The 25853-nt window shown below is 71.2% G+C and carries 23 protein-coding genes and 3 pseudogenes; 13 read left to right on the forward strand and 13 right to left on the reverse strand.

Annotated elements, in window-relative coordinates; genetic code table 11:
- Positions 1 to 9: 9 nt before the first annotated feature.
- Positions 10 to 1875 (reverse strand): ABC-F family ATP-binding cassette domain-containing protein, encoded by a 1866-nt coding sequence (locus MMR14E_RS24535; RefSeq protein ID WP_331317889.1) that lies wholly within the window; start codon positions 1873 to 1875, stop codon positions 10 to 12.
- 268 nt (positions 1876 to 2143) lie between these two features.
- Here MMR14E_RS24535 and MMR14E_RS24540 point away from each other — a divergent pair, with 268 nt between their 5' ends.
- The gene (locus MMR14E_RS24540; RefSeq protein WP_331317890.1) at positions 2144 to 3208 is read left to right on the forward strand and encodes an HD-GYP domain-containing protein; all 1065 of its coding nucleotides are present in this window, start codon (positions 2144 to 2146) and stop codon (positions 3206 to 3208) included.
- A 52-nt stretch (positions 3209 to 3260) separates the two neighbouring features.
- Here the strand turns inward: MMR14E_RS24540 and MMR14E_RS24545 are convergent, their stop codons facing one another.
- Entirely contained in the window at positions 3261 to 4163 is a 903-nt protein-coding gene (locus MMR14E_RS24545) for a UDP-3-O-acyl N-acetylglycosamine deacetylase (RefSeq protein WP_331317892.1), read from the reverse strand.
- 245 nt (positions 4164 to 4408) lie between these two features.
- On the opposite strand from MMR14E_RS24545, the gene MMR14E_RS24550 reads away from it, so the two are divergent.
- From MMR14E_RS24550 to MMR14E_RS24565, 4 genes and pseudogenes are all read left to right on the forward strand, one after another.
- Positions 4409 to 5095: a Crp/Fnr family transcriptional regulator gene (locus MMR14E_RS24550; RefSeq protein ID WP_331290648.1), complete on the forward strand. Its 687-nt coding sequence runs from the start codon at positions 4409 to 4411 to the stop codon at positions 5093 to 5095.
- Between the two features lie 4 nt (positions 5096 to 5099).
- Positions 5100 to 6098: pseudogene (locus MMR14E_RS24555) on the forward strand (ABC transporter ATP-binding protein); the annotation flags it as partial.
- Between the two features lie 59 nt (positions 6099 to 6157).
- The gene (locus tag MMR14E_RS24560) at positions 6158 to 7135 is read left to right on the forward strand and encodes an ABC transporter permease subunit (RefSeq protein ID WP_419539440.1); all 978 of its coding nucleotides are present in this window, start codon (positions 6158 to 6160) and stop codon (positions 7133 to 7135) included.
- Positions 7132 to 7905, forward strand: coding sequence for an ABC transporter permease (locus MMR14E_RS24565; RefSeq protein WP_331317896.1), 774 nt, complete (start codon positions 7132 to 7134; stop codon positions 7903 to 7905). Before MMR14E_RS24560 ends, MMR14E_RS24565 begins: the two co-directional genes overlap by 4 nt.
- 6 nt (positions 7906 to 7911) lie before the next feature.
- On the opposite strand, the gene MMR14E_RS24570 is transcribed toward MMR14E_RS24565, so the two are convergent.
- Together MMR14E_RS24570 and MMR14E_RS24575 are read right to left on the reverse strand one after the other, a co-directional pair.
- Positions 7912 to 9372, reverse strand: a complete 1461-nt coding sequence (locus tag MMR14E_RS24570) for a sodium:solute symporter (protein ID WP_331317898.1) — start codon at positions 9370 to 9372, stop codon at positions 7912 to 7914.
- Entirely contained in the window at positions 9369 to 9572 is a 204-nt protein-coding gene (locus MMR14E_RS24575) for a DUF3311 domain-containing protein (RefSeq protein ID WP_056528530.1), read from the reverse strand. The genes MMR14E_RS24570 and MMR14E_RS24575 overlap by 4 nt, the downstream gene beginning before the upstream one ends.
- 198 nt (positions 9573 to 9770) lie before the next feature.
- Between MMR14E_RS24575 and MMR14E_RS24580 the strand changes: the two genes are divergently transcribed.
- Positions 9771 to 10001: a hypothetical protein gene (locus tag MMR14E_RS24580; protein WP_331317900.1), complete on the forward strand. Its 231-nt coding sequence runs from the start codon at positions 9771 to 9773 to the stop codon at positions 9999 to 10001.
- 42 nt (positions 10002 to 10043) lie between these two features.
- On the opposite strand, the gene ureG is transcribed toward MMR14E_RS24580, so the two are convergent.
- From ureG to MMR14E_RS24615, 7 genes and pseudogenes are all read right to left on the reverse strand, one after another.
- Positions 10044 to 10661: an urease accessory protein UreG gene (gene ureG, locus MMR14E_RS24585; RefSeq protein ID WP_273558523.1), complete on the reverse strand. Its 618-nt coding sequence runs from the start codon at positions 10659 to 10661 to the stop codon at positions 10044 to 10046.
- A 9-nt stretch (positions 10662 to 10670) separates the two neighbouring features.
- A pseudogene (locus MMR14E_RS24590) lies at positions 10671 to 11376 on the reverse strand (urease accessory protein UreF).
- A complete protein-coding gene (locus MMR14E_RS24595; RefSeq protein WP_331317902.1) occupies positions 11363 to 11875 on the reverse strand; it encodes an urease accessory protein UreE in 513 nt (170 codons plus the stop codon). The pseudogene MMR14E_RS24590 and the gene MMR14E_RS24595 overlap by 14 nt, the downstream one beginning before the upstream one ends.
- A 33-nt stretch (positions 11876 to 11908) precedes the next feature.
- Positions 11909 to 12388, reverse strand: a complete 480-nt coding sequence (locus MMR14E_RS24600; RefSeq protein ID WP_331317903.1) for a DUF29 domain-containing protein — start codon at positions 12386 to 12388, stop codon at positions 11909 to 11911.
- Between the two features lie 32 nt (positions 12389 to 12420).
- Complete coding sequence (ureC, locus tag MMR14E_RS24605; protein WP_331317905.1) at positions 12421 to 14148, reverse strand: urease subunit alpha; 1728 nt, start codon at positions 14146 to 14148, stop codon at positions 12421 to 12423.
- 2 nt (positions 14149 to 14150) lie between these two features.
- Positions 14151 to 14771: an urease subunit gamma gene (locus MMR14E_RS24610; RefSeq protein WP_331317907.1), complete on the reverse strand. Its 621-nt coding sequence runs from the start codon at positions 14769 to 14771 to the stop codon at positions 14151 to 14153.
- 126 nt (positions 14772 to 14897) lie between these two features.
- Positions 14898 to 15911, reverse strand: coding sequence for a LysR family transcriptional regulator (locus MMR14E_RS24615; RefSeq protein WP_331317908.1), 1014 nt, complete (start codon positions 15909 to 15911; stop codon positions 14898 to 14900).
- A 226-nt stretch (positions 15912 to 16137) separates the two neighbouring features.
- Between MMR14E_RS24615 and MMR14E_RS24620 the strand changes: the two genes are divergently transcribed.
- From MMR14E_RS24620 to MMR14E_RS24630, 3 genes are read left to right on the forward strand one after another with little or no spacing between them, the layout of a single operon-like run.
- Positions 16138 to 17262 (forward strand): GNAT family N-acetyltransferase, encoded by a 1125-nt coding sequence (locus tag MMR14E_RS24620; RefSeq protein WP_331317909.1) that lies wholly within the window; start codon positions 16138 to 16140, stop codon positions 17260 to 17262.
- On the forward strand, positions 17259 to 17873 hold the full coding sequence (locus MMR14E_RS24625; protein ID WP_331317910.1) for a cysteine hydrolase: 615 nt from the start codon (positions 17259 to 17261) through the stop codon (positions 17871 to 17873). Before MMR14E_RS24620 ends, MMR14E_RS24625 begins: the two co-directional genes overlap by 4 nt.
- Positions 17866 to 18081 carry a hypothetical protein gene (locus tag MMR14E_RS24630; protein WP_331317911.1) on the forward strand — a complete coding sequence of 72 codons (216 nt, stop codon included), beginning with the start codon at positions 17866 to 17868 and terminating at the stop codon, positions 18079 to 18081. Before MMR14E_RS24625 ends, MMR14E_RS24630 begins: the two co-directional genes overlap by 8 nt.
- Here the strand turns inward: MMR14E_RS24630 and MMR14E_RS24635 are convergent, their stop codons facing one another.
- Both MMR14E_RS24635 and MMR14E_RS24640 read right to left on the reverse strand, forming a co-directional pair.
- The gene (locus MMR14E_RS24635) at positions 18082 to 18261 is read right to left on the reverse strand and encodes a hypothetical protein (RefSeq protein WP_331317912.1); all 180 of its coding nucleotides are present in this window, start codon (positions 18259 to 18261) and stop codon (positions 18082 to 18084) included.
- Positions 18262 to 18711: 450 nt separating this feature from the next.
- Positions 18712 to 18939, reverse strand: coding sequence for an HOOK family protein (locus tag MMR14E_RS24640; RefSeq protein ID WP_331317913.1), 228 nt, complete (start codon positions 18937 to 18939; stop codon positions 18712 to 18714).
- A 255-nt stretch (positions 18940 to 19194) separates the two neighbouring features.
- Between MMR14E_RS24640 and MMR14E_RS24645 the strand changes: the two genes are divergently transcribed.
- The 4 genes and pseudogenes from MMR14E_RS24645 (at position 19195) to MMR14E_RS24660 (ending at position 25850) form a co-directional block, all read left to right on the forward strand.
- The gene (locus tag MMR14E_RS24645) at positions 19195 to 20448 is read left to right on the forward strand and encodes an efflux RND transporter periplasmic adaptor subunit (protein WP_331317914.1); all 1254 of its coding nucleotides are present in this window, start codon (positions 19195 to 19197) and stop codon (positions 20446 to 20448) included.
- Between the two features lie 61 nt (positions 20449 to 20509).
- Positions 20510 to 23674 carry an efflux RND transporter permease subunit gene (locus tag MMR14E_RS24650; protein ID WP_331317916.1) on the forward strand — a complete coding sequence of 1055 codons (3165 nt, stop codon included), beginning with the start codon at positions 20510 to 20512 and terminating at the stop codon, positions 23672 to 23674.
- 233 nt (positions 23675 to 23907) lie between these two features.
- A pseudogene (locus tag MMR14E_RS24655) lies at positions 23908 to 25066 on the forward strand (CaiB/BaiF CoA transferase family protein).
- Between the two features lie 34 nt (positions 25067 to 25100).
- Positions 25101 to 25850: an SDR family oxidoreductase gene (locus MMR14E_RS24660; RefSeq protein ID WP_331317917.1), complete on the forward strand. Its 750-nt coding sequence runs from the start codon at positions 25101 to 25103 to the stop codon at positions 25848 to 25850.
- The last annotated feature ends 3 nt before the right edge of the window (positions 25851 to 25853 follow it).

Consider the following 25853-nt stretch of genomic DNA (forward strand, 5'->3'; position numbering starts at 1 on the left):
GCGGCCCCGTCAGGCCGCCTCGATCTCCGCGCTGACCGACAGCCACTCCTCCTCGGCGGCGGCGAGCGCGGTCGCGGCGTCCGACCGCATCCTGGCGATCTCGCCGGCCTTGGCGGCGTTCTCCCGGAACGCGGACCCGTCCTCCAGGGCCGCGTCGATCTTCCGGATCGCCGCGGTCAGCTTGGCCATCCGGGCCTCGATCGACTCCAGCCGCTTGCGCAGGGGCGCGAGGGCCGCGCGGCGCTCGACGCCGGCGCGGCGCGCCTCGGCCTTCTGGCCGCCGGACGGCTCGGACTCGCGCTCGGACTCCCGCTCGGGCCCCGACAGGACGAAGCGCCGGTAATCGTCCATGTCGCCGTCGAAGGTCTTCACCGTGCCGTCCGCGACCAGCCAGAGCCGGTCGGCACAGGCCTCGACCAGGAATCGGTCGTGCGAGACGAGGATGACGGCGCCCTCGTAGTCGTTGATCGCCTCCACGAGAGCCTGCCGGCTCTCGATGTCGAGGTGGTTGGTCGGCTCGTCGAGGATCAGGAGGTGCGGGCCGTGGAAGGCCGCGAGCCCCATGAGCAGCCGCGCCTTCTCGCCGCCCGACAGCTTCTCGACCGGCGTGTCGGCCTTGTTGGCGCCGAAACCGAGCCGCGCCGTCGCGCTGCGCACCTTCGCCTCCGGCACGTCCGGCATCAGGGTCCGGACATGCGCGTAGGCGCTCTCGGCGGGGCGCAGCTCGTCGAGCTGGTGCTGGGCGAAGTAGGCGACCTCCATCTTGGACGAGCGCTTCACCTCGCCGGCGACCGGGCCGAGCCGGCCGCCGATCAGCTTGCAGAAGGTCGACTTGCCGTTGCCGTTGGCGCCCAGCAGCGCGACCCGGTCGTCCGGCGCGAGGCTGAGGTCGAGGCCGGTCAGGACGATCCGGTCCCCGTAGCCGGCCTTCACCCGCTCCAGGGCGACGATCGGCGGCGACAGCGGCTTCTCCGGGCTCGGCAGGTGGATCACCGGCACGTCGTCCTCGAGGAGCGCCGCGATCGGCTCCATCTTGGCGAGCCGCTTCATCCGCGACTGGGCCTGCCGCGCCTTGGTGGCCTTGGCCTTGAAGCGGTCGATGAAGCTCTGCAGGTGCGCGCGCTCGGCATCCTGCTTGGCCTTCGCCTTGGCCTGGAGGACGCGCTTCTCCGAGAGCTGCTTGGCGAAGCTGGTGTAGCCGCCGCGGTAGATCGTCAGCTTGCCGCGGTCGAGGTGCAGGATGTGGTCGACGCTCGTGTCGAGCAGGTCGCGGTCGTGGCTGATGATGATCGCGGTGCGCGGGTAGCGCTCCAGGTAGTCGTACAGCCAGAGCGTGCCCTCGATGTCGAGGTAGTTGGTCGGCTCGTCGAGGAGCAGCAGGTCCGGCTCCGAGAACAGGACTGCGGCGAGCGCCACGCGCATCCGCCAGCCGCCGGAGAAGTCCGCGCAGGGCCGTGCCTGGGCCGCCGCGTCGAAGCCCAGCCCGTGCAGGATCGCGGCGGCCCGGGCCGGCGCCGAGTGGGCGCCGATATCCACGAGCCGCGTCTCGATCTCGGCCCGGCGCAGCCCGTCCGCGTGCTCGGCCTCCGCCATCAGGCGGGCGCGCTCCGTGTCGGCGGCCAGAACGACCGCGTGCAGCGTCTCCGGCCCGGCCGGTGCCTCCTGGGCGACGGCGCCGATCCGCATGCCTCTGGGTAGCGCCACCGCCTTCGCGTCGACCGGGAGGTCGCCGAGAATGGCCTTGAACAGGGTGGTCTTGCCGGCCCCGTTGCGCCCGACGAGCCCGACGCGGGCGCCCTCCGGGATCGTGAAGCTCGCGGAATCGAGGATCAGACGGTCGCCGATGCGATAGGTGAGGTCGTTGACGCGCAGCATGCCGGCGTTCTGGCGGTCCGGGCGCCGCGAGGCAAGCGCCCCCGCCGCGCGGACGGCGCGCCGTCTCGGCGGCAAGCCGCCCTCTCAGTTTCAACCTCTATTTGAAACTGTGATCAACAGCTTCGGCAATCGGAATTTTAACGGAATGCCGTCAAAGCTGCGGCGAGTGCTGTGCATATAGGCGATGATAGCTCGTTCGTCGGTCCTGAAGCGTCAACACGCGAGCCGGTGAAGCACCCGGGCACGGGGCGAGCCACAGGGGGGAATCTTGGGCGAGACCCTGATCCTGACCGACGACGTCGAGCGCGGCGAGCGGCTCGCGCGCAATCTCGGCGGCGTCACGTCCGTCGTGCTGCACGACCTCTACGGCGACGCCCTGCCGCCGCGGGGGGCCGCGCTGATCATCAGCGATGTCAGTGCGCTGACCTCCGAATCCGTGCGCCGCCTGCGGCAAGCCTTGTCCACCGCGCGCGGCCCCGGCATCCCGTTCCTGGCATTGATCCACGGCAATCTCGGTCGCGGCGAGATCCAGGCCACCGCCCTCGGCGCGACCCGCGCGATGCCGGCGGCCGCGGCCAGCGCGATGTTGCTGAACGCGGTCGCGACGCTGACCAGCTCCGCCAAGGCTCCGCAGCGGACCGGGGACTGGCGTCGGAACGTGAACGATGCCCGCGCGGCCTTCGTCAGCCTGTTCCGCGCCGATCGTGTCCCTGCGGCCGCGATGGTCGAGAACGGTGCCGACTTGGTCAACCAAGCGATCCGCGAGGCCAAGGTGCGCGACTGGCTCAGGGTCGTGGCGAGCTTCGACGACGTCACGCACCGTCACTGCCTCAGCGTGGCCGGCATCGCGGCCGAGTTCGCCCGCGTCCTGGGGCTCAACGAGGCCGATTCCCGGTACCTCGTCAAAGGCGCGCTGCTCCACGACATCGGGAAAGCCAAGATCCCCCTGGCGATCCTGAACAAGCCCGCGCCGCTGACACCGGCGGAGCGCGCGGAGATGGATCGCCACCCGGCGCTCGGACACGAGATGCTCCTCACGGGCGACTACGACGCGCTGACACTGTCGGTGGTGCGCTCGCACCACGAGTATCTCGACGGCTCGGGCTATCCGGACGGCCTGCGCGGGGAGCAGATCCCGGACCTCGTCCGGCTGATCACCATCTGCGATATCTTCGCCGCGCTGATCGAGGCTCGCCCCTACAAGGCGCCGAAGTCCCCGCGCGAGGCCTACGCGATCCTCGAGTCGATGATGACGAAGCTGGACGCGGACCTGGTCCGCGCCTTCGGCGCGGTCGCGGTCGCCTGCGAGACACCCCACCGCGCTTCCGCCTGAGCGCCCGGCCGAGAGCCCTCCCTGGGAGCGCACCCGGTCGGCGGCCGGCAAGTCAGACGAGTTGCCAGGCTGTGCTGTCCCGCATCAGCGCGGCGACAAGGGCGTGGTTGAGCTCATGGCCCGTGTGGAAGGCCGTGATCCGGCCCTCGACCGGATGGCCCGCCAGCGCGAGGTCTCCGATAAGGTCGAGGATGCGATGACGGACCGGCTCGTCGGCGACCCGCATCCCGCCCAGCACGCGCCCGCGCACGAGCAGCGCGGCCGACCGGGGCGAGACGCCCTGCAGGAAGTCGTTTCGCATGACGTAGCCGTAGGCGCGGCCCGCCATGGCCCGCACGTATCGCCCGAAGCTGCGCGCCGGCGCGATCTCCCGCTGGAAGGAGTCCGGCGTGATCGGGCCCGACCAGTCGATCGACCCGAAATGCGCCAGCGCGACGTGGCCGGTGATGTGCAGGCCCGGACCCGGTTCGATCTGCAGGCGCCGCCGCCCGTTCTCGACCGCCACGGTGCGCAGCAGGCGGATCACCCGGCAGGGCAAGCCCTGCTCGCGCCGACCCGCGGCCCGGATCGCCTCGCACCAGGGGGTCGCGCTCCCGTCGAAGATCGGCAGCTCGTCGGCGTCGATCTCGGCCAGCACGTTGTCGATCCGCAGCGCGCTGAGCGAGGCCATGAGGTGCTCGATCGTGCGCACCAGGACGCCGTCCCGCCGCAGCGCCGAGGAGAGCGGCTGCGATTCCCGGTAGTGCCAGTGAGCGGGGACGTCGACGGCCCGGCCGTCCCGCAGGTGGCGGCGGAAGACGACGCCGTGGCCGGCCGGGGCCGGGCTGACGCGGACCGTGGCGTGACGACCGGAATGGAGGCTGCGGCCCGACCGCTCGAAGGAGTGCGCGAGCGTCGCCTGCTGGCGGGGTCCGGTGGAGGTTGGGGAGCGCGGGAAGGGAACGTCTTGATGCATCGGTACCGCCCGCCTCGGCGGGCCAGGAATTTAGCCCTCATACCTGATCCACGCTAATAAACTCCTGTTCATTGGCGCGCGGCTTGACCGCCCCGCCCGCGACCGTCACGATTGCGCCTGCCCGATCGATCCAGCACCGCCCCGGCGGGGCGCGGCTTCACTGTGCGGGCTGCTCCCGTCCCCAGATCTGCTGGCCGGCCCCCGTCAGGGCAGGGACGGAGGCCGGAGTTGAGGGAACACGATCGATGGCGCGGTTGGGGACAATACCCTTCTTTAAGGATCCCGGCATCGAGCTCAGCCCCTACGAGCCCCGCTGCCACTGGCGCCGCTTCGACGAGAACGAGGTCCTCGTCGACTTCGACGACATCTCGACCGACGTGTACTTCATCGCCTCCGGCGAGGTCCGCATCCTGAACCGGACCCAGTCCGGCAAGGAAGTCATCCTGGGTGAGATGCGGGGCGGGGCGTTCTTCGGCGAACTCGCCGCCATCGACGGGATCGGCCGCTCGGCCAACGTCACGGCGCTGACGCGCGGCGAGGTCTGCGTCGTGCCGGCGCCGGTCTTCCGGCAGATCGTGTTCGCCTCCGAGGCGATCGCCGACCGGCTGTTCCGGCTCCTGGCCAAGCGCGTGCGCGAGCTGAACACGCGGCTCATGGAGCACGCCCTGCTCGACCTCAAGCACCGGCTCTACGCCGAGCTGCTGCGCCTCTCCGTGCCCCGCACCGGGACGACGGGCGAGCGGGTGGTCTCGCCCCCTCCCTACCACCACGTCCTCGCCGCGCGGATCGGCTGCCGCCGCGAGCAGGTGACCCGGGAATTCACCGCGATGGCGGCCGAGGGACTGGTCGACCGCACCCGCGGCGCCCTGGTCCTGCGCCGGCCGGACCTCCTGGAAGCGCGCGTGGCCGAGGCGCTGCGCGAGGATTCCTGATCCGTTGACCGACCGGCCGGCGCCGCGCCTGCGGCTCGAGGAGCTGAGCAAGCGCTTCGGCCCCCATCGGGCCGTGGACGCCGTGTCCCTCGACCTCGAAGCGGGGGAGTTCTTCTGCCTGCTCGGCCCGTCCGGCTGCGGCAAGAGTACCCTCCTGCGGATGATCGCGGGTTTCGAGAGCCCGACCGCGGGGCGGATCCTGCTGGGCGAGCAGGATCTCACCGCGCTGCCGCCCCATCGGCGGCCGGTCAACATGATGTTCCAATCCTACGCCCTGTTCCCGCACATGAGCGTGGCGGGCAATATCGGCTACGGCCTGAAGGGTTCGGACCGCGCGGCCCTGGCGAAACGCGTGTCGGAGCTGCTCAAGCTCGTCCGCCTGGACGGTTTCGGCGACCGTCGCCCCGAGACGCTCTCGGGCGGGCAGCGGCAGCGGGTCGCCCTGGCCCGCGCGCTCGCCCGGGAGCCGAAGCTGCTGCTGCTCGACGAGCCGCTCGGGGCGCTCGACCGCGGCCTGCGCGAGGAGACGCAGGGCGAGCTGCGCGCGGTCCAGCGCCGCCTCGGCACCGCCTTCGTCGTCGTCACGCACGATCCCGAGGAGGCGATGATGCTCGCCGACCGGATCGGCGTCATGGAGGCGGGCCGCCTGATCCAGGTCGGGCCGCCGGCCGATCTCTACCGGCGCCCGGCGAGCCGCTTCGTGGCCGGCCTGCTCGGCGACGTGAACCTCATCCCCGGCCGGCTCGGGCCCGCGGGCCCCGACGCGGTCCGCACGGTCGAGACCGCGTACGGCACCGTGCGGGGCGTCGCCGAGCCCGCGCTCGCGGAGGGCGCCGCAGTCGTGGTCGCGGTGCGGCCCGCGGACGTGGTGCTGGGCGCGGAGGGACTCCCGGTGGTCGTCTCCGACAGCGTGTTCCTGGGTGACCGGGTGCGCCGGACGCTGCGCCTGCCCGACGGCGCGACGCTCCGGGCGAGCGGGCAGCCCGCGGAGGCGGGGGCGTCGCCNACGCCAGCCCGAAGCCGGTGGTGGCGGCGATCGGCGGCGCGGCGCTCGGCGGCGGCCTGGAACTGGCAATGGCCTGTCACGGCCGCGTCGCCGCCCCGTCGGCCAGGATCGGGCTGCCGGAGATCAAGCTCGGGATCATCCCGGGCGCCGGGGGCACGCTGCGCCTGCCGCCCTTCCTGTGGCTGGCGGCGTTCTTCCTGCTGCCCTTCGCCATCACCCTCAAGATCAGCCTGTCGGAGTCGGCGACGGCGATCCCGCCCTACCTGCCGCTGCTCGACTGGCGCGGCGGGATCGACGGCTGGTCGGCCTTCCTCGAGGCCCTGAACTTCGACAATTACCTGACGCTCGCCGCCGATCCGCTCTACCGCGACGCCGCCCTCGGCTCCCTGACCTACGCCGGCGTCGCCAGCCTGATCCTCGTCGGCCTCGGGACGCCGCTCGCCTATGCCCTGGCGCGGGCGCCGGCGCGCTGGCAGCCGCTGCTCGTGGCGCTGGTGATCGTGCCGTTCTGGACGAGCTTCCTCATCCGGGTCTACGCCTGGATCGCGATCCTGAAGCCCGAAGGGCTGCTGAATCTCGCTCTGCGCCGCCTCGGCCTGATCGACGCGCCGCTGATGATCCTCAACACCGACGCGGCGGTGATCGTCGGCCTCGTCTACGCCTACCTGCCCTTCATGGTGCTGCCGCTCTACGCGGTGATGAACCGCCTCGATCCGGCCCTGCGCGAGGCCGCGGCCGATCTCGGCGCCGCGCCGAGCCGGGTGTTCTGGACCGTGACCGTGCCGCTCAGCCTGCCGGGGATCGCGGCCGGCGCGGGACTCTGCTTCATCCCGATGGTCGGCGAATTCGTCATCCCGGACCTGCTCGGCGGGTCGGAGACGCTCATGCTCGGCCGGGTGCTCTGGAGCGAGTTCTTCTCGAACCGCGACTGGCCGCTGGCCTCGGCAGTCGCCGTGCTGATCCTCCTCATCGTCATCGGACCGGTGGTGCTGTTCCGGGACAGCTTGCGCGCGGGCGAGGGTGAGGCGCCGTGAGCTGGGTGACCCGCACCGCCCTGGCGGCCGGCCTGGGCTTCCTGTACGGGCCGATCCTGGTGCTGATCGCCTACTCGTTCAACGCCTCGCCGATGGTGACGGTCTGGGGCGGGTTCTCGACCCGCTGGTACGGCGCCCTGCTCGCCGACGCGCCGCTCCTGTCGGCCGCCTGGGTTTCCCTCAAGGTCGCTTTCCTCGCGAGCCTGCTCGCCACGATCCTCGGCACGCTGGCGGCCCTCGCTCTGGAGCGGCACGGCCGGTTCCGCGGGCGCGCCCTGTTTACCGGTCTCGTCTTCGGGCCGATCGTGATGCCGGAGGTGATGATCGGCCTGTCGCTCCTGCTCATGTTCATCGGGATCGGGCTGGACCGCGGCCTCGCGACGATCGTCATCGCCCACACGACCTTCTGCACCGGCTTCGTGGCGGTGGTGGTCGGCGCGCGCCTGCGCGGCCTCGACCGGTCTCTCGAGGAGGCCGCGGCCGATCTCGGCGCGGCGCCGGGCCGCGTGCTCGTGACCGTGACGCTGCCGCTGCTGGCGCCCGCCCTGGCGGCCGGCGCGCTCCTCGCCTTCACCCTGTCGCTCGACGACTTGGTGATCGCGAGCTTCGTCTCCGGCCCGGGCTCGACCACCCTGCCGATGCGGCTCTACAGCCAAGTCCGGCTGGGCGTGAATCCGGAGATCAACGCGGCCTCGACGCTCCTCGTCGTGCTGGTGAGCGTCGCGGTGCTGCTGGCATCCTGGCTCACCGGCCGACGCGGGCAGCGCTGAGCCGCGTCACTCCGCGGCCTGCGCGGCGGTCGCGCCGCCCCTCAGCACCTGGGCCGCGACGACCGTCACGATGACGTTCACCACCAGCGCCACGACGCCGACATTCACGTCCTGGAGCGGTCCCAGGACCGGCAGCTTCGCCAAGCTGAACCCGGACAGGACCGTCACCGCCACGGTGGCCACGCCCGCGACGATGCCGGCGATCGCGGCGCGGCGGTCGAGGGGATTGCGGCGCATCAGGCTGGTGATGAAGCAGGGGAAGAGCTGCGTCACGAAGTTGTAGCCCATGAGCAGGAGCTGCACGATCGTGTCGCCGCCCGAGAGGGTGAAACCGACGCAGACCAGCGCGAGCACCGGCACGAGGATCTTGCAGAGCCGCGCGGTGGCGGCGTCATCCATGCCGGGGCGCAGCGGTCGGACGAGGTTGTTCGCGACCAGCGTGGCGCCGGCGATCAGGATCATGGAGCCCGGGACGAGGGCGGTGAGGACGCCGGTGGCGCCGATCAGCCCGATCACCCACGGCGGGAAGGTCGCGAGGGAGAGCTTGAACAGCGAGAGGTCGACGTCGGGCCCCGCCAGGCCCGGCACCTGCATCACGGCGGTGAAGCCGATCACGAACACGAACAGGTTGATCAGCTGGTAGATCGGCAGGATCACGGCGTTGCGGCGGAAGGCGCCCGGCTCGCGCGCCGTGTAGAGCGACGCGAAGGTGTGGGGCCACATGTAGCCGCCGAGCGCGGTGAGCAGGACCGTGGTGGTGAACCACACCGGGCTCTGGCCGCGGTCGGGCAGGGCCAGGAACCCGGGCTTGGCCGCCTCGATCGCCGCGAACAGGCCCTCGTAGCCGCCGTAGTAGTGCACCGGCAGGTAGATCCCGAGGAACACCACCACGAACAGGATGCTGGTGTCCTTGATCACCGCCGTCCAGGCGGAGCCGTGCACGCCCGACACCACCACGTAGGCGGTGAGCGCGGCCGCGCCGATCCAGACCGCCGCGGTCGACGAGATCGCGCCGTAGGACGCCGTGGAGACGATGATCCCGAGGCCCTTGAACTGCAGCACGAGGTAGGGAACGAGGGCGACGATCCCCACGAGCGCCACCAGCATGCCGAGCGCGCGGCTGCCGTACTTGCGCGCGAAGAAGTCGGGCTGGGTGTAGAGGTTGTGCTGCTTGGCGTAGCGCCAGACCGGCGGCAGCAGCCAGTACGAGGTGACGTAGGCGAGCGTCAGGTAGCAGAGGATGTAGTAGGCCGGGCCGCCCTTCCCGTAGGCGATGCCGGAGCCGCCGAGGAACGTGAAGGTCGTGTAGATCTCCCCGGCCATCAGCAGGAAGACCAGGGCGGTGCCGAAGCCGCGCCCGCCCACGGTCCACTGCTCCAGCCCCATCTCGCGGCCGACCCGCGCGTAGAGTCCGAGGCCGATCGCCAGCGCGAAGCCGGCGGCCACGATGACGAGCGCGACGCTCATCGGGGATCCTCCGGCGCGCGGTTCTGAGGGTCGGTCAGGTAGATCACCCCCATCACGGCCGAGGTTCCGATCACGCAGAATACCAGCCAGGCCAGGAGCAGCGGCAAGCCGAACACGAAGGGCTCGACCCGGTTCAGGAAGAACGGGCCGACCAGGATCCCGAGGAAGGGCAGGGCGGCCAGCCACCGCAGATTTCGCATGCGCGATACCGTTCAGAAGGCCCCGATATCGCGGGGTGGATCAGTCACCGAGCGCTGTCAACGCCGCGAGCGCCCAACAGCGCGCGTCCCGATCACGTCTGCGTGCTGTGCGCTCGCGCACGTGGCCGCGCTTCGGGCGCGCATATCCTCGTGAGGCGTCGCGCCGTTCGACACGGCGGGCGCCGAGGGATTTCACGGATGACCCGCACTCTGACCATCGCGGCGCTGGCCGCGCTCCTCGCCGTTCCGGCAGTCCGCGCGGAGGCCCGCCCCCGGCACACCCCCGCCAAGGCGCAGCCCAGCGCCGCGATCAAGGCGCGCCAGACCGTCCTGAACGATTTCAACGCGCGGATGAGCCGCCTGGACGCGCTCATGGGCACCCCGAGCACGCCGTCGGTCCGCGCGCGCTCGGCCGAGGCCGGGCGCTAGGTCGCACCGCGACGCGGCGGCCCCTCGGACCGGCGCGCCGTCTCACCGGCCCAGGCCGCCCGCCTCCTCGACGAAGCGCGCCACCGCGTCCGCGCCGGCGCCCTCGCGCAGCGACGCGAAGACGTAGGGCCGTGTGCCGCGCATCCGCTGCGTGTCGGACTCCATCACCGACAGGTCCGCGCCGACGAGCGGCGCGAGGTCGGTCTTGTTGACGATCAGCAGGTCGGACCGGGTGATGCCCGGACCGCCCTTGCGGGGGATCTTCTCGCCCCCGGCCACGTCGATGACGTAGAGGGTGATGTCGGCGAGTTCCGGCGAGAACGTCGCCGCGAGGTTGTCGCCGCCGGACTCGATCAGCACGAGGTCGAGCTTCGGGAAGCGCCGGTTCATCTCGGCGACGGCGGCGAGATTGATCGAGGCATCCTCCCGGATCGCCGTGTGCGGGCACCCCCCGGTCTCGACGCCCAGGATGCGCTCCTCCGGCAGGGCGCCGGCGACGGTGAGGATCCGCGCGTCCTCCTTCGTGTAGATGTCGTTGGTGATGGCGCAGATCTCGTAGCGGTCGCGGAAGCGCTTGCAGAGCTGCTCCATCAGGGCAGTCTTGCCGGACCCGACAGGGCCGCCGATGCCGACGCGGAGGGGGCCGTTCGTGGAGGTCATGCTGCGGGCTCAGGATCGGAAGATGCGGGAATACTGGGTCTCATGGCGGAAGGAGCCGAGATCCAGGCGGACGGTGGCGGCACCGAGCGCGTCGAGATCCGCCGCGGCGGCCGCCTCGGCGAGCCCGGCGAGGCGCGGCGCGAGGGCGGCCACGACCCAGGGCGGCCACGACCCGCGTGCCGGCGGCCTGACCCACGGGCGCCGCCCGGAGGGCCGCGGAGACGAGGTTTTGGAGGAAGGCGAGGCCGTAGGCGGCGAGCACGGGCCCCGGATCCATGCCGTGCGCGCCGGCCGCGAGGCCGACCGCGACCGGGTAGGCGACCGGCCCCGGCAGATGCCTGGCCAGGGCGTCGAGGGCGTCGCAGGGCCACGCGCCGCGCGTCGCGTCGAGGAAACTCCGGCCCTGCTGGCTCGTCTCCAGGTGCAGCTCGCGCGACGGCGCCAGGGCCAGGGCGAGGTCGTTGACGGCGATCAGCGCGGCGCCGTCCGCGGACAGCGCCGCCGCGTGGGCGTGGGCGGCCAGGATCAGGTCGTTGCGCAGGGCGCCGCGCTCGCAGACGTCCCGGAGCCACGCGGTCAGGCCCGCCTCGTCGCGGACGTCGCCCGCTTCGACCGCCCATTCGAGCCCGTGCGAGTAGGCGTAGGCCCCGACCGGGTAGCCGGGCGACAGCCACGCCATCAGGCGCAGCGCCTCCAGGGCGTCAGCCCGCGGCATGGTGGTGCTGGTGGCCGCCATGCGGGTGGTCGTGCCCGTGGTCATGTCCGTGGTCGTGCCCGTGGCCGCCCGAATAGGCGCCGCCCTCGGGCCGGAACGGGCGCACCACCGGCTCGGCGGTGCCGCCGAGGCCCCGGACCATCTCGGCGAGAACGTGGTCGTGCGCGATCCAGACCGCGTCCGGGCCGATCTCGGCGGCGATGTGCCGGTTGCCGATGTGCCAGATCAGGCGCTTGAGGGCGTGATCGCCGGCGGCCCGGATCTCGAGCAGGCGCTCCGGCGCGGCCTCGACCCAGACGAGGCGTCCGTCCTGCAGGACTAGGGCGTCGCCGTCCTCCAGCACGGTCGGCTCCGGGAGGTCCAGCAGGAAGCTCAGCCCCCCGGCGCCGCGCATGGCGACGCGGCGCCGGTGGCGGTCGCCGTGATCGAGGACGACGCGGTCGACGATCTCGCCGCCCGACAGGGCGTCGCGGCGGAGGATGCGGGTGGCGCGGATCATGGTCGATGGATCGGGCGGGGTTCTAGGACGCGGTCAGACAACGTCCGTCTCCGGCGCGCCCGGATAGAAGCCGAGCTCACGGATCTGCTCGATCGCGTAGGGACAGGATTTCGGAAACACGGATCCGGGCAAGCCCGTCTCGCTCGCCGCCCCGAGGACAGCGACGGAATAGGCCTTCGCGAGCACCGCATCCGGCCAGGACTGGAGGCTGGGGCTCACGTCGATCAGGTCATCGATCCGGATGCGCTGCTCGAGGATGGTCGCGCGCCAGCCGTACTTCCGCTTCTGCGGCTGGAATTCCCACTTCAGCAGGTGCAGCAGCAGGATGGCGAGACGGCTCCGGATCTCGGATTTCTGGGATCCGCCCAAGCTCTCGATCTCCTCGGCGACGTTGGCGCTGTCCAGATCCGGCCAGCGCCCGGCCCGGAGCAGGGCTGCCTGCTCCTCGGTCCAGAGGCAGAGATCGGTCGTGTAGAGGTCGTCCCTCGCCGGAAGCTGGGCGATCTTCGTCATCGCGGCTCTCCTGCCACCGGGCCCATCCTATCTCAGAACAGGAAGTAGCGCTGCGCCATCGGCAGCACCTCGGCCGGCTCGCAGACCAGCAGCTCGCCGTCGGCGCGCACGTCGTAGGTCTCGGGATCGACCTCGATGACCGGCGTGGCGTCGTTCAGCACCATGCTCTTCTTCGAGATGCCGCCGCGGACGTTCTCAACGGCGACCAGCTCCTTCTGCACGCCCAGCCGCTCGCGCAGGCCGTCCTCCACCGCCGCCCGCGAGACGAAGGTGAGGGCGGTGGCGAAGGGCGCCCGGCCGTAGGCGCCGAACATCGGCCGGTAATGCACCGGTTGCGGCGTCGGGATCGAGGCGTTCGGGTCGCCCATGGGCGCGGCCGCGATGCTGCCGCCCTTCAGCACGAGGTCGGGCTTCACGCCGAAGAAGGCCGGATTCCACAGCACCAGGTCGGCGAGCTTGCCGGGCTCCACCGAGCCGATGTGCCGGGAGATGCCGTGCGCGATGGCCGGGTTGATCGTGTACTTGGCGACGTAGCGGCGCGCGCGCAGGTTGTCGGTGCCGGACGCGTCGCCCGGCAGGGCGCCCCGCTGGCGCTTCATCTTGTCGGCGGTCTGCCACGTGCGGATGATGACCTCGCCGACCCGGCCCATCGCCTGGCTGTCGGAGGACATCATCGAGAGCGCGCCGATGTCGTGCAGGATGTCCTCGGCCGCGATGGTCTCGCGCCGGATCCGGCTCTCCGCGAAGGCGAGATCCTCGGGGATCGACGGGTCGAGGTGGTGGCAGACCATGAGCATGTCGAGATGCTCGTCGATCGTGTTCCACGTGTAGGGCCGCGTCGGGTTGGTGGACGACGGCAGCACGTTCGGCAGCCCGGCCACCTTGATGATGTCCGGCGCGTGGCCGCCGCCCGCGCCCTCGGTGTGGAAGGCGTGGATGGTCCGGCCCTTGAAGGCCGCGATCGTGTCCTCGACGAAGCCCGACTCGTTGAGCGTGTCGGTGTGGATCATGACCTGGATGTCGTGGGCGTCCGCCACCGACAGGCAGGTATCGATCGCCGCGGGCGTGGTGCCCCAGTCCTCGTGCAGCTTCAGCGCGCAGGCACCCGCCCGCACCATCTCGACGAGGCTCTCCGGACGGGACGCGTTGCCCTTCCCGGCGAAGGCGAGGTTCATCGGGAAGGAATCCGCCGCCTCGATCATCCGAGCGATGTGCCAGGGGCCCGGCGTGCAGGTGGTGGCGAAGGTGCCGTGCGCCGGGCCGGTGCCGCCGCCGAGCATCGTGGTGACGCCCGAGCACAGCGCCTCCTCGATCTGCTGCGGGCAGATGAAGTGGATGTGGCTGTCGAATCCGCCCGCCGTCAGGATCTTGCCCTCGCCGGCGATGACCTCGGTGCCCGGCCCGACCACGATGTCGACCCCGGGCTGCACGTCCGGGTTGCCGGCCTTGCCGAGCCGGAAGATCCGGCCGCGCACGATGCCGACATCGCACTTCACGATGCCCCAGTGGTCGAGGACCACCGCGTTGGTGATCACCGTGTCGACGGCGCCGTCGGCGTTCGTGGCCTGGCTCTGGCCCATGCCGTCGCGGATGACCTTGCCGCCGCCGAACTTCACCTCCTCGCCGTAGGTGGTGAAGTCGCGCTCGACCGTGATCTCCAGGCTCGTGTCCGCGAGCCTGATGCGGTCGCCGACGGTCGGGCCGAACATGTCGGCGTAGGCCGAGCGCGGCAGGCTGGCGGGCTTGGGCGTGTTGGCCATGGTCAGAGCTTGCCCATCACGTCGCCGCGGAATCCGTAGACGGTGCGCGCGCCGGAGAGCGGCACCAGCGCGACCTCCCGCGTCGATCCGGGCTCGAAGCGCACGGCGGTGCCCGGCGCGATGTCGAGGCGCTTGCCGCGGGCCTGCTCCCGCGGGAACACGAGGCCCGGATTGACCTCGAAGAAGTGGTAGTGCGAGCCGACCTGGATCGGCCGGTCGCCGACATTGGCCACCTCGATCACGGTCCGCTCGGCGCCGGGGTTGAACACGATCTCGCCCGGCAGCGTCGCCACCGCGCCGGGGACGTCGGACGAGGCCGCGCCGCGGATCGGGTGGTGCACGGTCACGAGCTTGGTGCCGTCCGGGAAGGTCGCCTCCACCTGGATGTCGTGAATCATCTCGGGGACGCCCTCCATGACCTGATCGGCGGTCAGCACGGTGGCGCCGGCCCGCATCAGGTCGGCCACGGTGCGGCCGTCCCGGGCGCCCTCGACCACGAAGTCGGTGATCAGCGCCACCGCTTCCGGATGGTTGAGCTTGACGCCGCGGGCGAGGCGATTGCGCGCCACCTGCGCCGCCATGGCGATGAGCAACTTGTCCTTCTCACGGGGCGTCAGCAGCACGGGCAACCTCGTCGTCGCGGCGGCCGGAGCAAGGATCATGCGCGCGGCGCGGTCAAGGGCGGGCGGCCTCCGTTGCAGGACCCGGACCACCGGGCGTCGCCGCCCGACCGCGACGGTGCGGCGCCGTCACGGCGTCATGGCGACGAAGCCGGCGAACAGGTCGGGCAGCGGCGCGCCCTTCACGGCGCCCGGCAGGTCGCGGGGGTGGATGAACGCGTCCCGGAACCAGGGATAGCGCTTCGGATCGAAGGAGGACCGGATCCAGTCGATCGTGCGCCGCACCCGGGTGATCCGCTCGGCGTCCGGGTGGTAGGTCAGCCAGATGTCGACGCTGGAGCGGCCCAGGTTGTCCACCGGAATCACCTGCGCGCCGATCGCGCTGGCGTAGGTCGGCAACAGGCCGATGCCGGCCCCCTTGGCGATGGCCCAGTAATACGCGCTGCTGACGTTGACCTTGAGGGTGACCGGCACCTTCGCGGGGAAGCCCGGCACCGTGCGCACGTAGTCCGCGAGAGCGATGGTCTGCTCGCCGTCCTGGACCACGATCCGGTGGCGCGCGAGATCCTCGGGCCGAGCCGGAAGCCCGTAGGTCTCCTCGTAGCTGCGCGCCGCGTACGGCACCACGTGAATCCGGCCGAGCTTGACGACGCGCAGGTTCGGGCTGGTCGGTCGCGTCAGCTGGATGGCGACGTCGGCCTCCAGCCGCAGGACGTCGGCGGATTCCATCGCGCAGCGCAGGTCGACGGTCAGGCGCGGGTTGGCGCGCTGGAACTCGACGAGCCGCGGCGCGAGCCAGAAGGCTCCCAGCCCCTCCGTCACGGCGATCCGCACCTCGCCGGTCTCGGCGAAGGGCGCGCCCTCGCCGGTGCGCACCAGACTGAAGGCCGCGGCCTCCATGCGGCCGGCGGCCTCGAGGATCGCGTGGCCCTCCGCGGTGAGGCGGATTCCGTCGACGTGGCGGGTCAGCAGCGGCGCGCCGATCAGATCCTCGAGGTCGTCGATCCGGCGCCGCACCGAGTTCACCGACAGGCCGAGCTTCGTCGCCGCCGAGCGGAAGCTGCCGGACCGCTGGAGCGCCAGGAAGACCCGGATGCTCTGCCAGTCGGGCATCGGGTCCCGGCTCGCCTCCGCCTGTTCCATCGACGGAACACCCCTGTTTCAAATTTTGCACATACAGCCAGAGCGCTAGATGCGAAGTGCTGGACCGTCAATCCGTACCCGAATGACAGGTCATCCGATGACGGTGCACATAGCTCGCGCGCAGTTCGTCGCGAAGGACGCGGATCAACTCGCTACAGCGCCAGTCTCTCCGCCGCCGCGGCACGCTCTGAATGCCCTCGAGGTCGGCCGGATTGCCCGCCACCTCGTGATCTTCACGCCGACACCGGACGATCTGGGGCGCCTGATCGCGGCGGCGCGCGCGGATCTGCCCGACCTCGCGCCCCTGCGCACCGTCCAGCGGGTGATGTCGATCAATCCCGACGCGGTGCTGGCGATCGCCCAGCGCCACAGATTCGACGCTGCGGATCCGCGGGGCGAGGGCTTCGTCGCCTGCCTGATGCTGAACGCCGCGGGCGTGGCCGCGCTCGAGGCCGGGACGCTCGACGCGTCCGATCCGCCCGCCGCGCTGCTGGCCGGCCAGCACGAACGCCCGGCCGGGATCTACGTCTGGGCCGTCTACGCGCGGCGGCGCCTCTCCGGCGGCGTCGGCCTCGTCTTCGATCGTCTGTCGAGCCCGACCTACCGGGGCGTCGACTTCTACGCCCGCGCGGCCACCCCCGAGGGGGCCGACCTCCTGACGACGCTCGGCTTCACGGCGCAGACCTCCGCCCGCGGTGCCCTGTACCACTTCGCCCGCGCGCCGAAGGGGGAGCCGGCGCCTTCGTACGACAGCCACCGGCCGGGCGGGAAAGGGGTCAGCGTCGCGGTCGCGCGGAACATGGAGGATCTGTCCCGCGTGATCGCCCTGCGGGCCGCCGTCTACATGGCGGAACAGGCCTGCCCGTACGAGGAGGAGTTCGACGGCAACGACCTCTCGGCGACGCACCTGATCGGCTACGTCGGCGACGAGCCGGCGGGCTGCCTGCGCCTCCGGTTCTTCGCCGAGTTCGCCAAGATCGAGCGCCTCGCGGTCCGGGCCGAGTTCCGCAACACGCGCCTGTCCTTCGCGCTGGTCCGCGCCGGGATCGAGCTCGCCCGGGTCAAGGGCTACCGCCGGCTCTACGGCCACGCCCAGAAGCGCCTCGTCGGCTTCTGGAGCCGCTTCGGCTTCCGCGTCTTCGAGGGCGCGCAGGAGCTGGTCTTCTCGGATTTCGACTACGTCGAGATGCTGATGGAGGCGGAGCCGCACCCGCAGGCCATCGGCCTCGGCGCCGACCCCTACGTCATCATCCGGCCGGAGGGGCGCTGGCACCGCGCGGGCGCCCTCGACCGCTCGCGGAGCCGCGCCGTGACCCGCCCCTCCGTCGACCGGGCGGTCGTTGCGCGATGAACCGGCCGATCAACCCGGCGCTGTATCGCCGGCCGCGCAGCGTCCCGGTCCTGGTGCTCGTGGACATGCAGCGGGAATACGAGGTCGCGGGCCGACCGCTCGCCCTGGCGGGGATTGAGCCCGCACTCACGAACTGCCGCCGCGCGCTCGCGCATGCCCGCGCGAGCGGCATGCAGGTGGTCTACGTCCGCTGGGTCGGCGCGCCCCTGTTCCAGGCGGGCAGCCGCTTCGTCCGCTGGATCGAGGGTTTCGAGCCGCACGGCTGCGACATGATCTTCGACCGGGATCGCCCGTCCTGCTACGCCAGCCCCGCCTTCGCGGACGCGATGGAGCGCGGCTCCCCGCCGCTCGTCATCGCGGGCTTCGCCGGCGAGTCGTCCTGCCTCGCCACCGCGGTCGACGGCTTCCACCGCGGACAGGACGTGACCTTCCTGTCCGACGCCTCCGCGAGCCACGACCTCGACGGCATCTCGGCCGACGAGATCCACCGGTCGGTGAGCGCGGTGATGCGGGTGTTCGGCGACGTCACGGACACGCAATCCTGGATCGCGGCCACGGCGCCGTTCGAGCCCATGCCCACCGCTACGAGACCCACGCACGCCAATGACTGACCGAAGCCAGAATCACGGGATTCCGGACCGGGTCCCAGCCGGCGACGAGGATGTGGACCTGCGCCTCGGCCGGCACGCGATCGAGCTGCTGCAAGCGGCGCGCGAGGCCGGCGAGCCGACGCTGATCGCGCAGGCCGAGGCCATGGCGATGGCCGTCGGGTTCATGCTGGCGAGCCGGCTGCCGGACGGTGAGCCCGACCCCGCGTGATCAGTCGGTCCCGTCCTCGCCGCCGATGAGGCGCATCGCGCGCAGGCGCGCGGTCCGCTCGTCGCGCGCGCTCCTCTCGGCGTCGAGCGCGCGCCAGAGCGCCAGCAGATCGCTCTCGTGAGGCGTTGCGATGATCGCGTCGGCGTCGCGCGCCATCTCGGCGTGATCGAAGGCGTCCATGTTCGAAGTCCCGCGCCTTGAGTTGCGGTCCGCTAACAGGACAGCGACGCGATCGTCCAGCCCGAAAGATGGGCAGATCTTGTACAACCCGCGGCGATCGTCACGGCGGGCTCGATCTAAAGCCGGCACACTGATCCCGCGCCCGCGGCGTCGCGCGGCGAGCGCCGGTCGACCGTGACGGCCGCGACGGCGTCACGCAGCGCAGCCATGTATACAGCAAAGGACGACCATCCGTCCGCCCTTGACCTATCGAGATCGATAATATTCTCAACCTTTTACTGTAAAATCGCGCCCGGTCCCGAGTTGCCGCCGCCAGACAAGTGTCCGTTCCGTCATCCGGGCAGCGGAAGCCGCAGAAACATCCCGGACACCGAACTGTGCCAAGTCGGATCGGCAGCGGCCCGCGCGCGTGTACCGGGTCAGCTCTTCCGAGATCCGAGGCCGGCTGCGTCAGGCCCGGGATTGCGTCAGCGCGGCGATGATGGACTCGACCACCTCGATCTGCTCCTGCACGGCGACCAGCCGCGGCCCGGCTTCCGCGCCGTCGCCCAGAACGAAGGTGCCCTTCTGCCGCCGCGCGTCGCGCAGCCTGCGCACCGACGCGACGATGATCTGCCGCTCCTCGATCAGCGCGTCGCGCAGTTCGTTCAGGCCGTCCAGTTCCAGCGTCGAGGCCATGCGGCGTCCCGGTCTCACATCCTCGGCGCGGCCTCGACGGTCATCCCGCGCGCCCGGACCGGGCCCGGGCCCTCCGGACAGGGCATCCGACGGAGCGACGCCGCCCTTCATCCGCGGCGGTAGCACGCTTTCCGCGCGCGGAACATTGCCGCGATCCGCGGGGTCCCGCGATGTCCGGCGCGGTCATTGTATGCTATTGAATGCAAAATTATCCCGGTCCGCGAAGCGGTCGGATCAACGGGCGGATATCGGCGCATGCTGAGTGAGGACGTGCACGGCCGCGACGGGTCTCGCGCGGACGAGACGGTCGCGGACCGGAGCCACGGCGACGCGCCACGCGCCGTCGCCGGACCGGCGAAGAAGCGCTCCGGCGCGGCCGGGCTGATCCTCCTGCTGCTCGCCGTCGCGGGCGGCGGCGCCTACGGCTACACGCGCCTGAACCAGCCTCCGGTGAAGTCCAGGACGGCGGCTCCGCTGCCGGTGCCCGTCACCCTCGGCACGGTCGAGCAGGGGCCGTTCGCCCTCGTGTCGAACGGTCTCGGCACGGTCCAGGCGTACAACACCGTGCAGGTGCGCACGCGCGTCGACGGCGAGATCCAACAGGTCGCGTTCCGCGAGGGACAGACCGTCCGCAAGGGCGACGTGCTGGTGCAGATCGACCCGCGGCCGTACCAGGCGGCGCTGGATCAGGCGAAGGCCAAGAAGGAGCAGGACACGGCCAACCTCGGCAACGCGAAGGCGGACCTCGTCCGCTACACCGGGCTGGGCGCCTTCGCCTCCCGGCAGCAGACCGAGACGCAGACGGCCCTGGTCGCCCAGCTCACCGCGCAGGTGGCGTCCGACCAGGCGGCCATCGACAACGCCACGACGCAGCTCGGCTACGCCACGATCCGCGCGCCGATCGACGGGGTCACGGGCTTCCGGCAAGTCGATATCGGCAACATCGTCAACGCGGCCGGCCAGACTCCGATCGTGACGATCACCCAGGTCGAGCCGATCTTCGTGGTGTTCACGGCGCCGGAGGATCAGCTGCCCGCGATCACCGCGGCCCTCAAGGCCGGCGACGTGCCGGTGGAGGCCTGGACGTCCGACGGGCTGACCAAGCTCGCCGACGGCAAGCTCGCCCTGTTCAACAACCAAGTCGACACGGCGACGGGCACGATCCGCCTGAAGGCCGTCTACGAGAACAGGAACCACGCCCTGTGGCCCGGCCTGTCGGTCTCCACCAAGATGCGGGTCGGCACGGTCGCGGTCGCCACGACGGTGCCGGACAACGCGATCCAGCACGGTCCCGACGGGCTGTTCGCCTTCGTGGTGGACGATGCCAACCGGGCCCATCAGCGCGCGCTGAAGGCGGGTCGCTCGGATTCCGGGCGGACGCGCGTCCTCAGCGGCGACCTCCGCCCCGGCGAGCGGGTGATCGTCGCCGGGCAGTACAAGGTCCAGGACGGCAGCCTCGTGGCCGATCCGCACGCCGCCCACACCGCGCAGGCGGAGGCGGTCCAGTGAGGCGCGCGGCACGCACGACGGCACGCATGACGGCGGGCGCGTCTCCGCGGAAGGCCCGGCCATGAAGGGCGGCATCTCGGCACCGTTCATCCGGTTCCCGGTGGCGACCACGCTCATCATGGTCGGCATCCTGTTCCTCGGGGTGGTGGCCTACCCGCTGCTCGGCGTGGCGCCGCTGCCGCAGGTGGATTTCCCGACCATCCAGGTGACCGCGCAGCTGCCCGGTGCCAGCCCGGAGACGATGGCCTCGTCGGTGGCGCAGCCCCTGGAGCGGCAGTTCTCGCAGATCCCGGGCGTGTCGCAGATGACCTCGACGAGTTCCCTCGGGATCTCGACGGTCACGGTCCAGTTCGATCTCAACCGCAACATCGACGGCGCGGCGAGCGACATTCAGGCGGCGATCAACGCCGCCAGCGGCCAGCTCCCGAAGAACCTCCCGACTCCGCCGACCTACCGCAAGGTCAACCCGGCCGATTCGCCGATCCTGCTGCTCTCGGCCACCTCCGACAGCATGCCGCTGATCGACGTCGACGACGCGGTCGACGTGCAGCTCGCCCAGCGCATCAGCCAGATCTCGGGCGTCGCCCAGGTCTTCATCGGCGGCCAGCAGAAGCCCGCCGTGCGGATCCAGATCGACCCGGCCAAGCTCGTGGCCAAGGGGCTGTCGCTGGAGGACGTGCGCGCGCAGCTCACCCTCACCACGGTCAACAACCCGAAGGGCAGCATCGACGGCGGCAGCCACAGCTACACCATCTACGCCAACGACCAGCTCACCGCGGCCCACAACTGGAAGGACGTCATCGTCGCCTATCGCGACGGCGCGCCGCTGCGCGTCCGCGACATCGGGCAGGCCGTCGCCGGCCCCGAGGACACCAAGCAGGCCGGCTGGACCAACGGCAAGCGCGGCATCTTCCTCGTCGTGTTCAAGCAGCCCGGCGCCAACGTCATCGACACGGTCGACAGCATCAAGGCCCAGCTGCCGCGCCTGACCGCCACCCTGCCGGCCGCCATCAAGGTCGGTATCCTGAGCGACCGCACGCAGACCATCCGCGCCTCGGTCGAGGACGTGCAGTTCACCCTGCTGCTGACGATCGTGCTGGTCGTCGGGGTGATCTTCGTCTTCCTGCGCAGCTTCTGGGCGACCGTGATCCCGAGCGTGACCGTGCCCCTCGCGCTGCTCGGCGCCTGCGCGCTGATGTGGATGGCGGGCTACACCCTCGACAACCTCTCGCTGATGGCGCTCACCATCTCGGTGGGATTCGTGGTCGACGACGCCATCGTCGTGCTGGAGAATATCAGCCGCTACGTCGAGGAGGGGATGCGGCCCATGGAGGCCGCCTTCAAGGGCGCGGGCGAGATCGGCTTCACCATCGTGTMGATCTCGGTGTCGCTGATCGCCGTGCTGATCCCGCTCCTGCTGATGGGCGGCATCATCGGACGGCTGTTCCGCGAGTTCGCCGTGGTTCTGTCGATGACCATCGCGGTCTCGGCCTTCGTCTCCCTGACCCTGACCCCGATGATGGCCTCGCGGTTGCTGAAGGCCCACGATGCCGAGCGCCACGGCCGCCTCTACCGCGTGAGCGAGGCCGCCTTCGACTGGCTGCTGGCGGTCTACGCCGACGCCCTCGACGTCGCCCTGCGCTTCCGCCGCGTCACGCTGCTGGTCTTCTTCGCCACCCTGGCGCTGACCGGCTACCTGTTCGTCGCCATCCCGAAGGGCTTCTTCCCGCAGCAGGACACCGGTTTCATGATCGGCGTCACCGAGGCGGGCCAGGACATCTCGTTCTCGGCCATGAAGGCGCTGCAGGAGAAGGTCGGCGCCATCGTCCAGGCCGATCCCGCGGTCGCCACCGTCGGCATGTCGCTCGGCGGCAACGGCCAGGCGCTCAATTCCGGGCGCATGTACATCACGCTCAAGCCCCGCGACGAGCGCGACGTCAACGCCTTCCAGGTGATCGGCCGGCTGCGCCCCAAGCTGGAACGCGTCGAGGGCATCCGGACCTTCATCCAGGCGACCCAGGACGTGCGCACCGGCGGCCGCACCTCGCGGACGCAGTTCGAGTACACCCTCCAGGATCCGGACCTCGCCGAGCTGAACACCTGGGCGCCGCGCATCCTCGACAAGATGAAGACGCTGCCGGAGCTGCGCGACGTCGCCACCGACCAGCAGACCCGCGGCACGACCCTGACGCTGTCGATCGACCGCGACGCCGCCTCGCGCTACGGCATCACGCCCCAGCTGATCGACGACACGCTCTACGACGCGTTCGGCCAGCGCCAGATCGCGCAGTACTTCACGCAGCTGAACAGCTACCACGTGGTGCTGGAGGTGCTGCCGGCGCTCCAGGGCAGCGTCGAGAGTCTCGACAAGATCTACATCAAGGCACCGATCGGCGGCGGGCAGGTGCCGCTCGCGGCCTTCGCCCGCTGGACGACGGACCCGGTGGCGCCGCTGGCGGTGAACCACCAGGGTCAGTTCCCGGCGGTGACGATCAGCTTCAACCTCGCCCCCGACGTCGCCCTCGGGCAGGCCACGGAGGCGATCGGCCGGGCGATGCGCGAGCTGCAGGTCCCGCCGACCGTGGTCAGCGGCTTCCAGGGCACCGCCCAGGCCTTCCAGCAATCACTCTCGACGGTGCCGCTTCTGATCCTTGCGGCCCTGTTCGTGGTCTACCTGATCCTCGGCATCCTCTACGAGAGCTTCATCCACCCGATCACGATCCTGTCGACGTTGCCCTCGGCGGGCGTCGGCGCGCTCGCGGTGCTGATGTGGGCGGGATTCGACTTCAGCCTGATCGCGCTGATCGGCATCATCCTCCTCATCGGCATCGTGAAGAAGAACGGCATCATGCTGGTCGACTTCGCCATCGTCGCCGAGCGCGAGGAGGGCCTCTCGCCCGAGGTCGCGATCCGGAAGGCCGCGCTGCTGCGCTTCCGGCCGATCCTGATGACCACGATGGCGGCCCTGCTCGGCGGCATCCCGCTGATGGTCGCCACCGGGACCGGCTCGGAGATCCGGCAGCCGCTCGGCTACGCCATGGTGGGCGGCCTCGCGGTGAGCCAGGTGCTGACGCTCTTCACCACGCCGGTGATCTACATCTACCTCGACCGGCTGGCGCACCGCTTCTCGTTCCGCGACAAGCCGCGGGCGGTGGACGCGGCCCTCGACGATCCCGAGCCGGTGGAGGAGGTTCGCGGCCCGCCGGCGCTGCGCGCGGCGGAGTGAGGCCGACCGTCCTTGCGAGCGCAGCGAAGCCATCCAGATGCGCCGCGCTCGCCGAGGTCGCGCTGTCCTGGATCGCTTCGCTGCGCTCGCGGAGACGCTGAGCGTCGCGGGAGCGGCGTCCCGAAGCCGACGGCCGGGCAGCCCTGTCACTGCCGCCCGCTTGGCGGGGCTCCTCGCCGTTCCAGTTCCCTCGGCGCCGGCCCTCTGAGACCGCGGGACGCCGAAGGATGGGGATGAGCCAGAACCTGCCGCTGCGAGGGCTGACCGTGCTCGCCCTGGAGCAGGCCGTCGCCGCGCCCTACTGCACCTCGCGGCTCGCCGATGCCGGGGCCCGGGTCATCAAGATCGAGCGGCCGGAGGGTGATTTCGCCCGCGGCTACGACGGGGCGGTCAACGGCCTCGCGAGCTACTTCGTCTGGCTCAACCGCGGCAAGGAGAGCCTCGTCGCCGACATCAAGGATCCGGGAGATGCCCGTCTCCTGCACGCGATCCTCGCGCAGGCCGACGTGTTCGTGCAGAACCTCGCCCCCGGCGCGGCGGCCCGGGCGGGGTTCGGCTCGGCGGAGCTGCGCGCGCGCTACCCGCGGCTGATCACCGTCGACATCTCCGGCTACGGCGCCGGCAACGCCTACAGCGACATGAAGGCCTACGACCTGCTGGTCCAGGCCGAGAGCGGGCTCGCCGGGATCACCGGCCACCCGGCGGGACCCGGTCGCGTCGGCGTCTCCGTCTGCGACGTCGCCTGCGGGATGGACGCCCACGCCGCGGTTCTCGAGGCGCTGATCGCCCGCGGGATCACCGGGCAGGGCTGCGCCCTGGAGGTCAGCCTGTTCAGCGGCGCCGCCGACTGGATGAACGTGCCGCTGCTCTACTTCGAGGGGACCGGCGAGGCCCCGCGGCGGGTCGGCCTCGCGCACCCCTCGATCTGCCCCTACGGGGCCTTCCCCACCGCCGACGGCAGCCTCGTGCTGATCTCGATCCAGAACGAGCGCGAGTGGGCGAGCTTCTGCGCCGGCGTGCTCGGGGAGCCGGAGCTCGCCCGGGCCGAGGGCTTCGCGTCCAACACAGCCCGGGTGGCCAACCGCGCCGCGGTCGACCTGCGCGTCGGCGGCGCGCTGGTGCGGCTGTCCCGCGACGCGGCCNCGCGACGCGGCCGCCGCGCGGCTGAAGGCGGCGGGCACCGCCTACGGTTTCGTCAACACGCTGGCGGACCTCGCCACCCACCCGGCGCTGATTCGCGCGGAGGTCCGGACGCCGTCGGGGCCGGCCCGGATCGTGGCGCCGCCGGTGCTGATCGACGGCGCGGTCCGCGCCCTCGGCCCGGTCCCGGCGATCGACGAGCACGGGACGCGGATCCGCGAGGAATTCGGGCGCCGGGCTCGAGGACAGTGATCTGTCAGCAGATCGGAACGACCGGGAGGAGACGATGAGACTCGACGGCAAGATCGCGCTCGTGACCGGGGCCGGCAGCGGCTTCGGGGCCGGGATCGCCCAGCGGTTCGCCGCGGAGGGCGCCAAGGTCGCCTGCGTCGACATCGACGGCGCGGCGGCCGAGCGCGTCGCGGCGGCGCTCGGCGACAACGCCATCGCGATCGCCGCCGATGTCGGGCTGGCCGCCGACGTCGCCGCCAGCGTCGCCGAGACGCGTCAGCGCTTCGGCGTGCCGAGCATCCTCGTCAACAACGCCGGAACCACCCACCGCAACAAGCCGCTGATGGAGGTGACGGAGGAGGATTTCGACCGGGTCTTCCGGGTCAACGTGAAGTCGATCTTCCACTACGTTCGGGAAGTCGCCCCGCTGATGCGCGACGCGGGCGGCGGCGCGATCCTGAACGTCAGCTCGACGGCGGCCTTGCGGCCGCGCCCGGGGCTGACGTGGTACAACGCCTCCAAGGGCGCGGCGAGCCTCGCCTCCAAGTCGCTGGCCCTGGAACTGGCGCCCTGGAAGATCCGGGTGAACGCCCTCTGCCCGGTCATGGGAGCGACGGGGCTCCTCGAGCACTTCATGGGCGTCCTCGACACCCCCGAGAACCGCGACCGCTTCATCGCCACGATCCCACTCGGGCGCCTGTCTGAGGCGAGCGACATCGCCGCGGCGGCCCTGTTCCTCGCCTCCGACGAGGCGGCGTTCATCACCGGCGTCGACCTGCCCGTCGACGGTGGCCGCACGGCCTGAGGA

The sequence above is a fragment of the Methylobacterium mesophilicum genome (assembly GCF_036441335.1).
GTDB lineage: Bacteria > Pseudomonadota > Alphaproteobacteria > Rhizobiales > Beijerinckiaceae > Methylobacterium > Methylobacterium mesophilicum_B.

Coding starts and splice junctions, on each gene's coding strand:
- MMR14E_RS24545 (WP_331317892.1), bottom strand. CDS start 4,163: ATGCATCAAGACGTTCCCTTCCCGCGCTCCCCAACCTCCACCGGACCC.
- MMR14E_RS24615 (WP_331317908.1), bottom strand. CDS start 15,911: ATGGAACAGGCGGAGGCGAGCCGGGACCCGATGCCCGACTGGCAGAGC.
- MMR14E_RS24625 (WP_331317910.1), top strand. CDS start 17,259: ATGAACCGGCCGATCAACCCGGCGCTGTATCGCCGGCCGCGCAGCGTC.
- MMR14E_RS24645 (WP_331317914.1), top strand. CDS start 19,195: ATGCTGAGTGAGGACGTGCACGGCCGCGACGGGTCTCGCGCGGACGAG.
- MMR14E_RS24580 (WP_331317900.1), top strand. CDS start 9,771: ATGACCCGCACTCTGACCATCGCGGCGCTGGCCGCGCTCCTCGCCGTT.
- MMR14E_RS24630 (WP_331317911.1), top strand. CDS start 17,866: ATGACTGACCGAAGCCAGAATCACGGGATTCCGGACCGGGTCCCAGCC.
- MMR14E_RS24575 (WP_056528530.1), bottom strand. CDS start 9,572: ATGCGAAATCTGCGGTGGCTGGCCGCCCTGCCCTTCCTCGGGATCCTG.
- MMR14E_RS24640 (WP_331317913.1), bottom strand. CDS start 18,939: ATGGCCTCGACGCTGGAACTGGACGGCCTGAACGAACTGCGCGACGCG.
- ureG (WP_273558523.1), bottom strand. CDS start 10,661: ATGACCTCCACGAACGGCCCCCTCCGCGTCGGCATCGGCGGCCCTGTC.
- MMR14E_RS24570 (WP_331317898.1), bottom strand. CDS start 9,372: ATGAGCGTCGCGCTCGTCATCGTGGCCGCCGGCTTCGCGCTGGCGATC.
- ureC (WP_331317905.1), bottom strand. CDS start 14,148: ATGGCCAACACGCCCAAGCCCGCCAGCCTGCCGCGCTCGGCCTACGCC.
- MMR14E_RS24550 (WP_331290648.1), top strand. CDS start 4,409: ATGGCGCGGTTGGGGACAATACCCTTCTTTAAGGATCCCGGCATCGAG.
- MMR14E_RS24535 (WP_331317889.1), bottom strand. CDS start 1,875: ATGCTGCGCGTCAACGACCTCACCTATCGCATCGGCGACCGTCTGATC.
- MMR14E_RS24595 (WP_331317902.1), bottom strand. CDS start 11,875: ATGATCCGCGCCACCCGCATCCTCCGCCGCGACGCCCTGTCGGGCGGC.
- MMR14E_RS24660 (WP_331317917.1), top strand. CDS start 25,101: ATGAGACTCGACGGCAAGATCGCGCTCGTGACCGGGGCCGGCAGCGGC.
- MMR14E_RS24635 (WP_331317912.1), bottom strand. CDS start 18,261: ATGGACGCCTTCGATCACGCCGAGATGGCGCGCGACGCCGACGCGATC.
- MMR14E_RS24600 (WP_331317903.1), bottom strand. CDS start 12,388: ATGACGAAGATCGCCCAGCTTCCGGCGAGGGACGACCTCTACACGACC.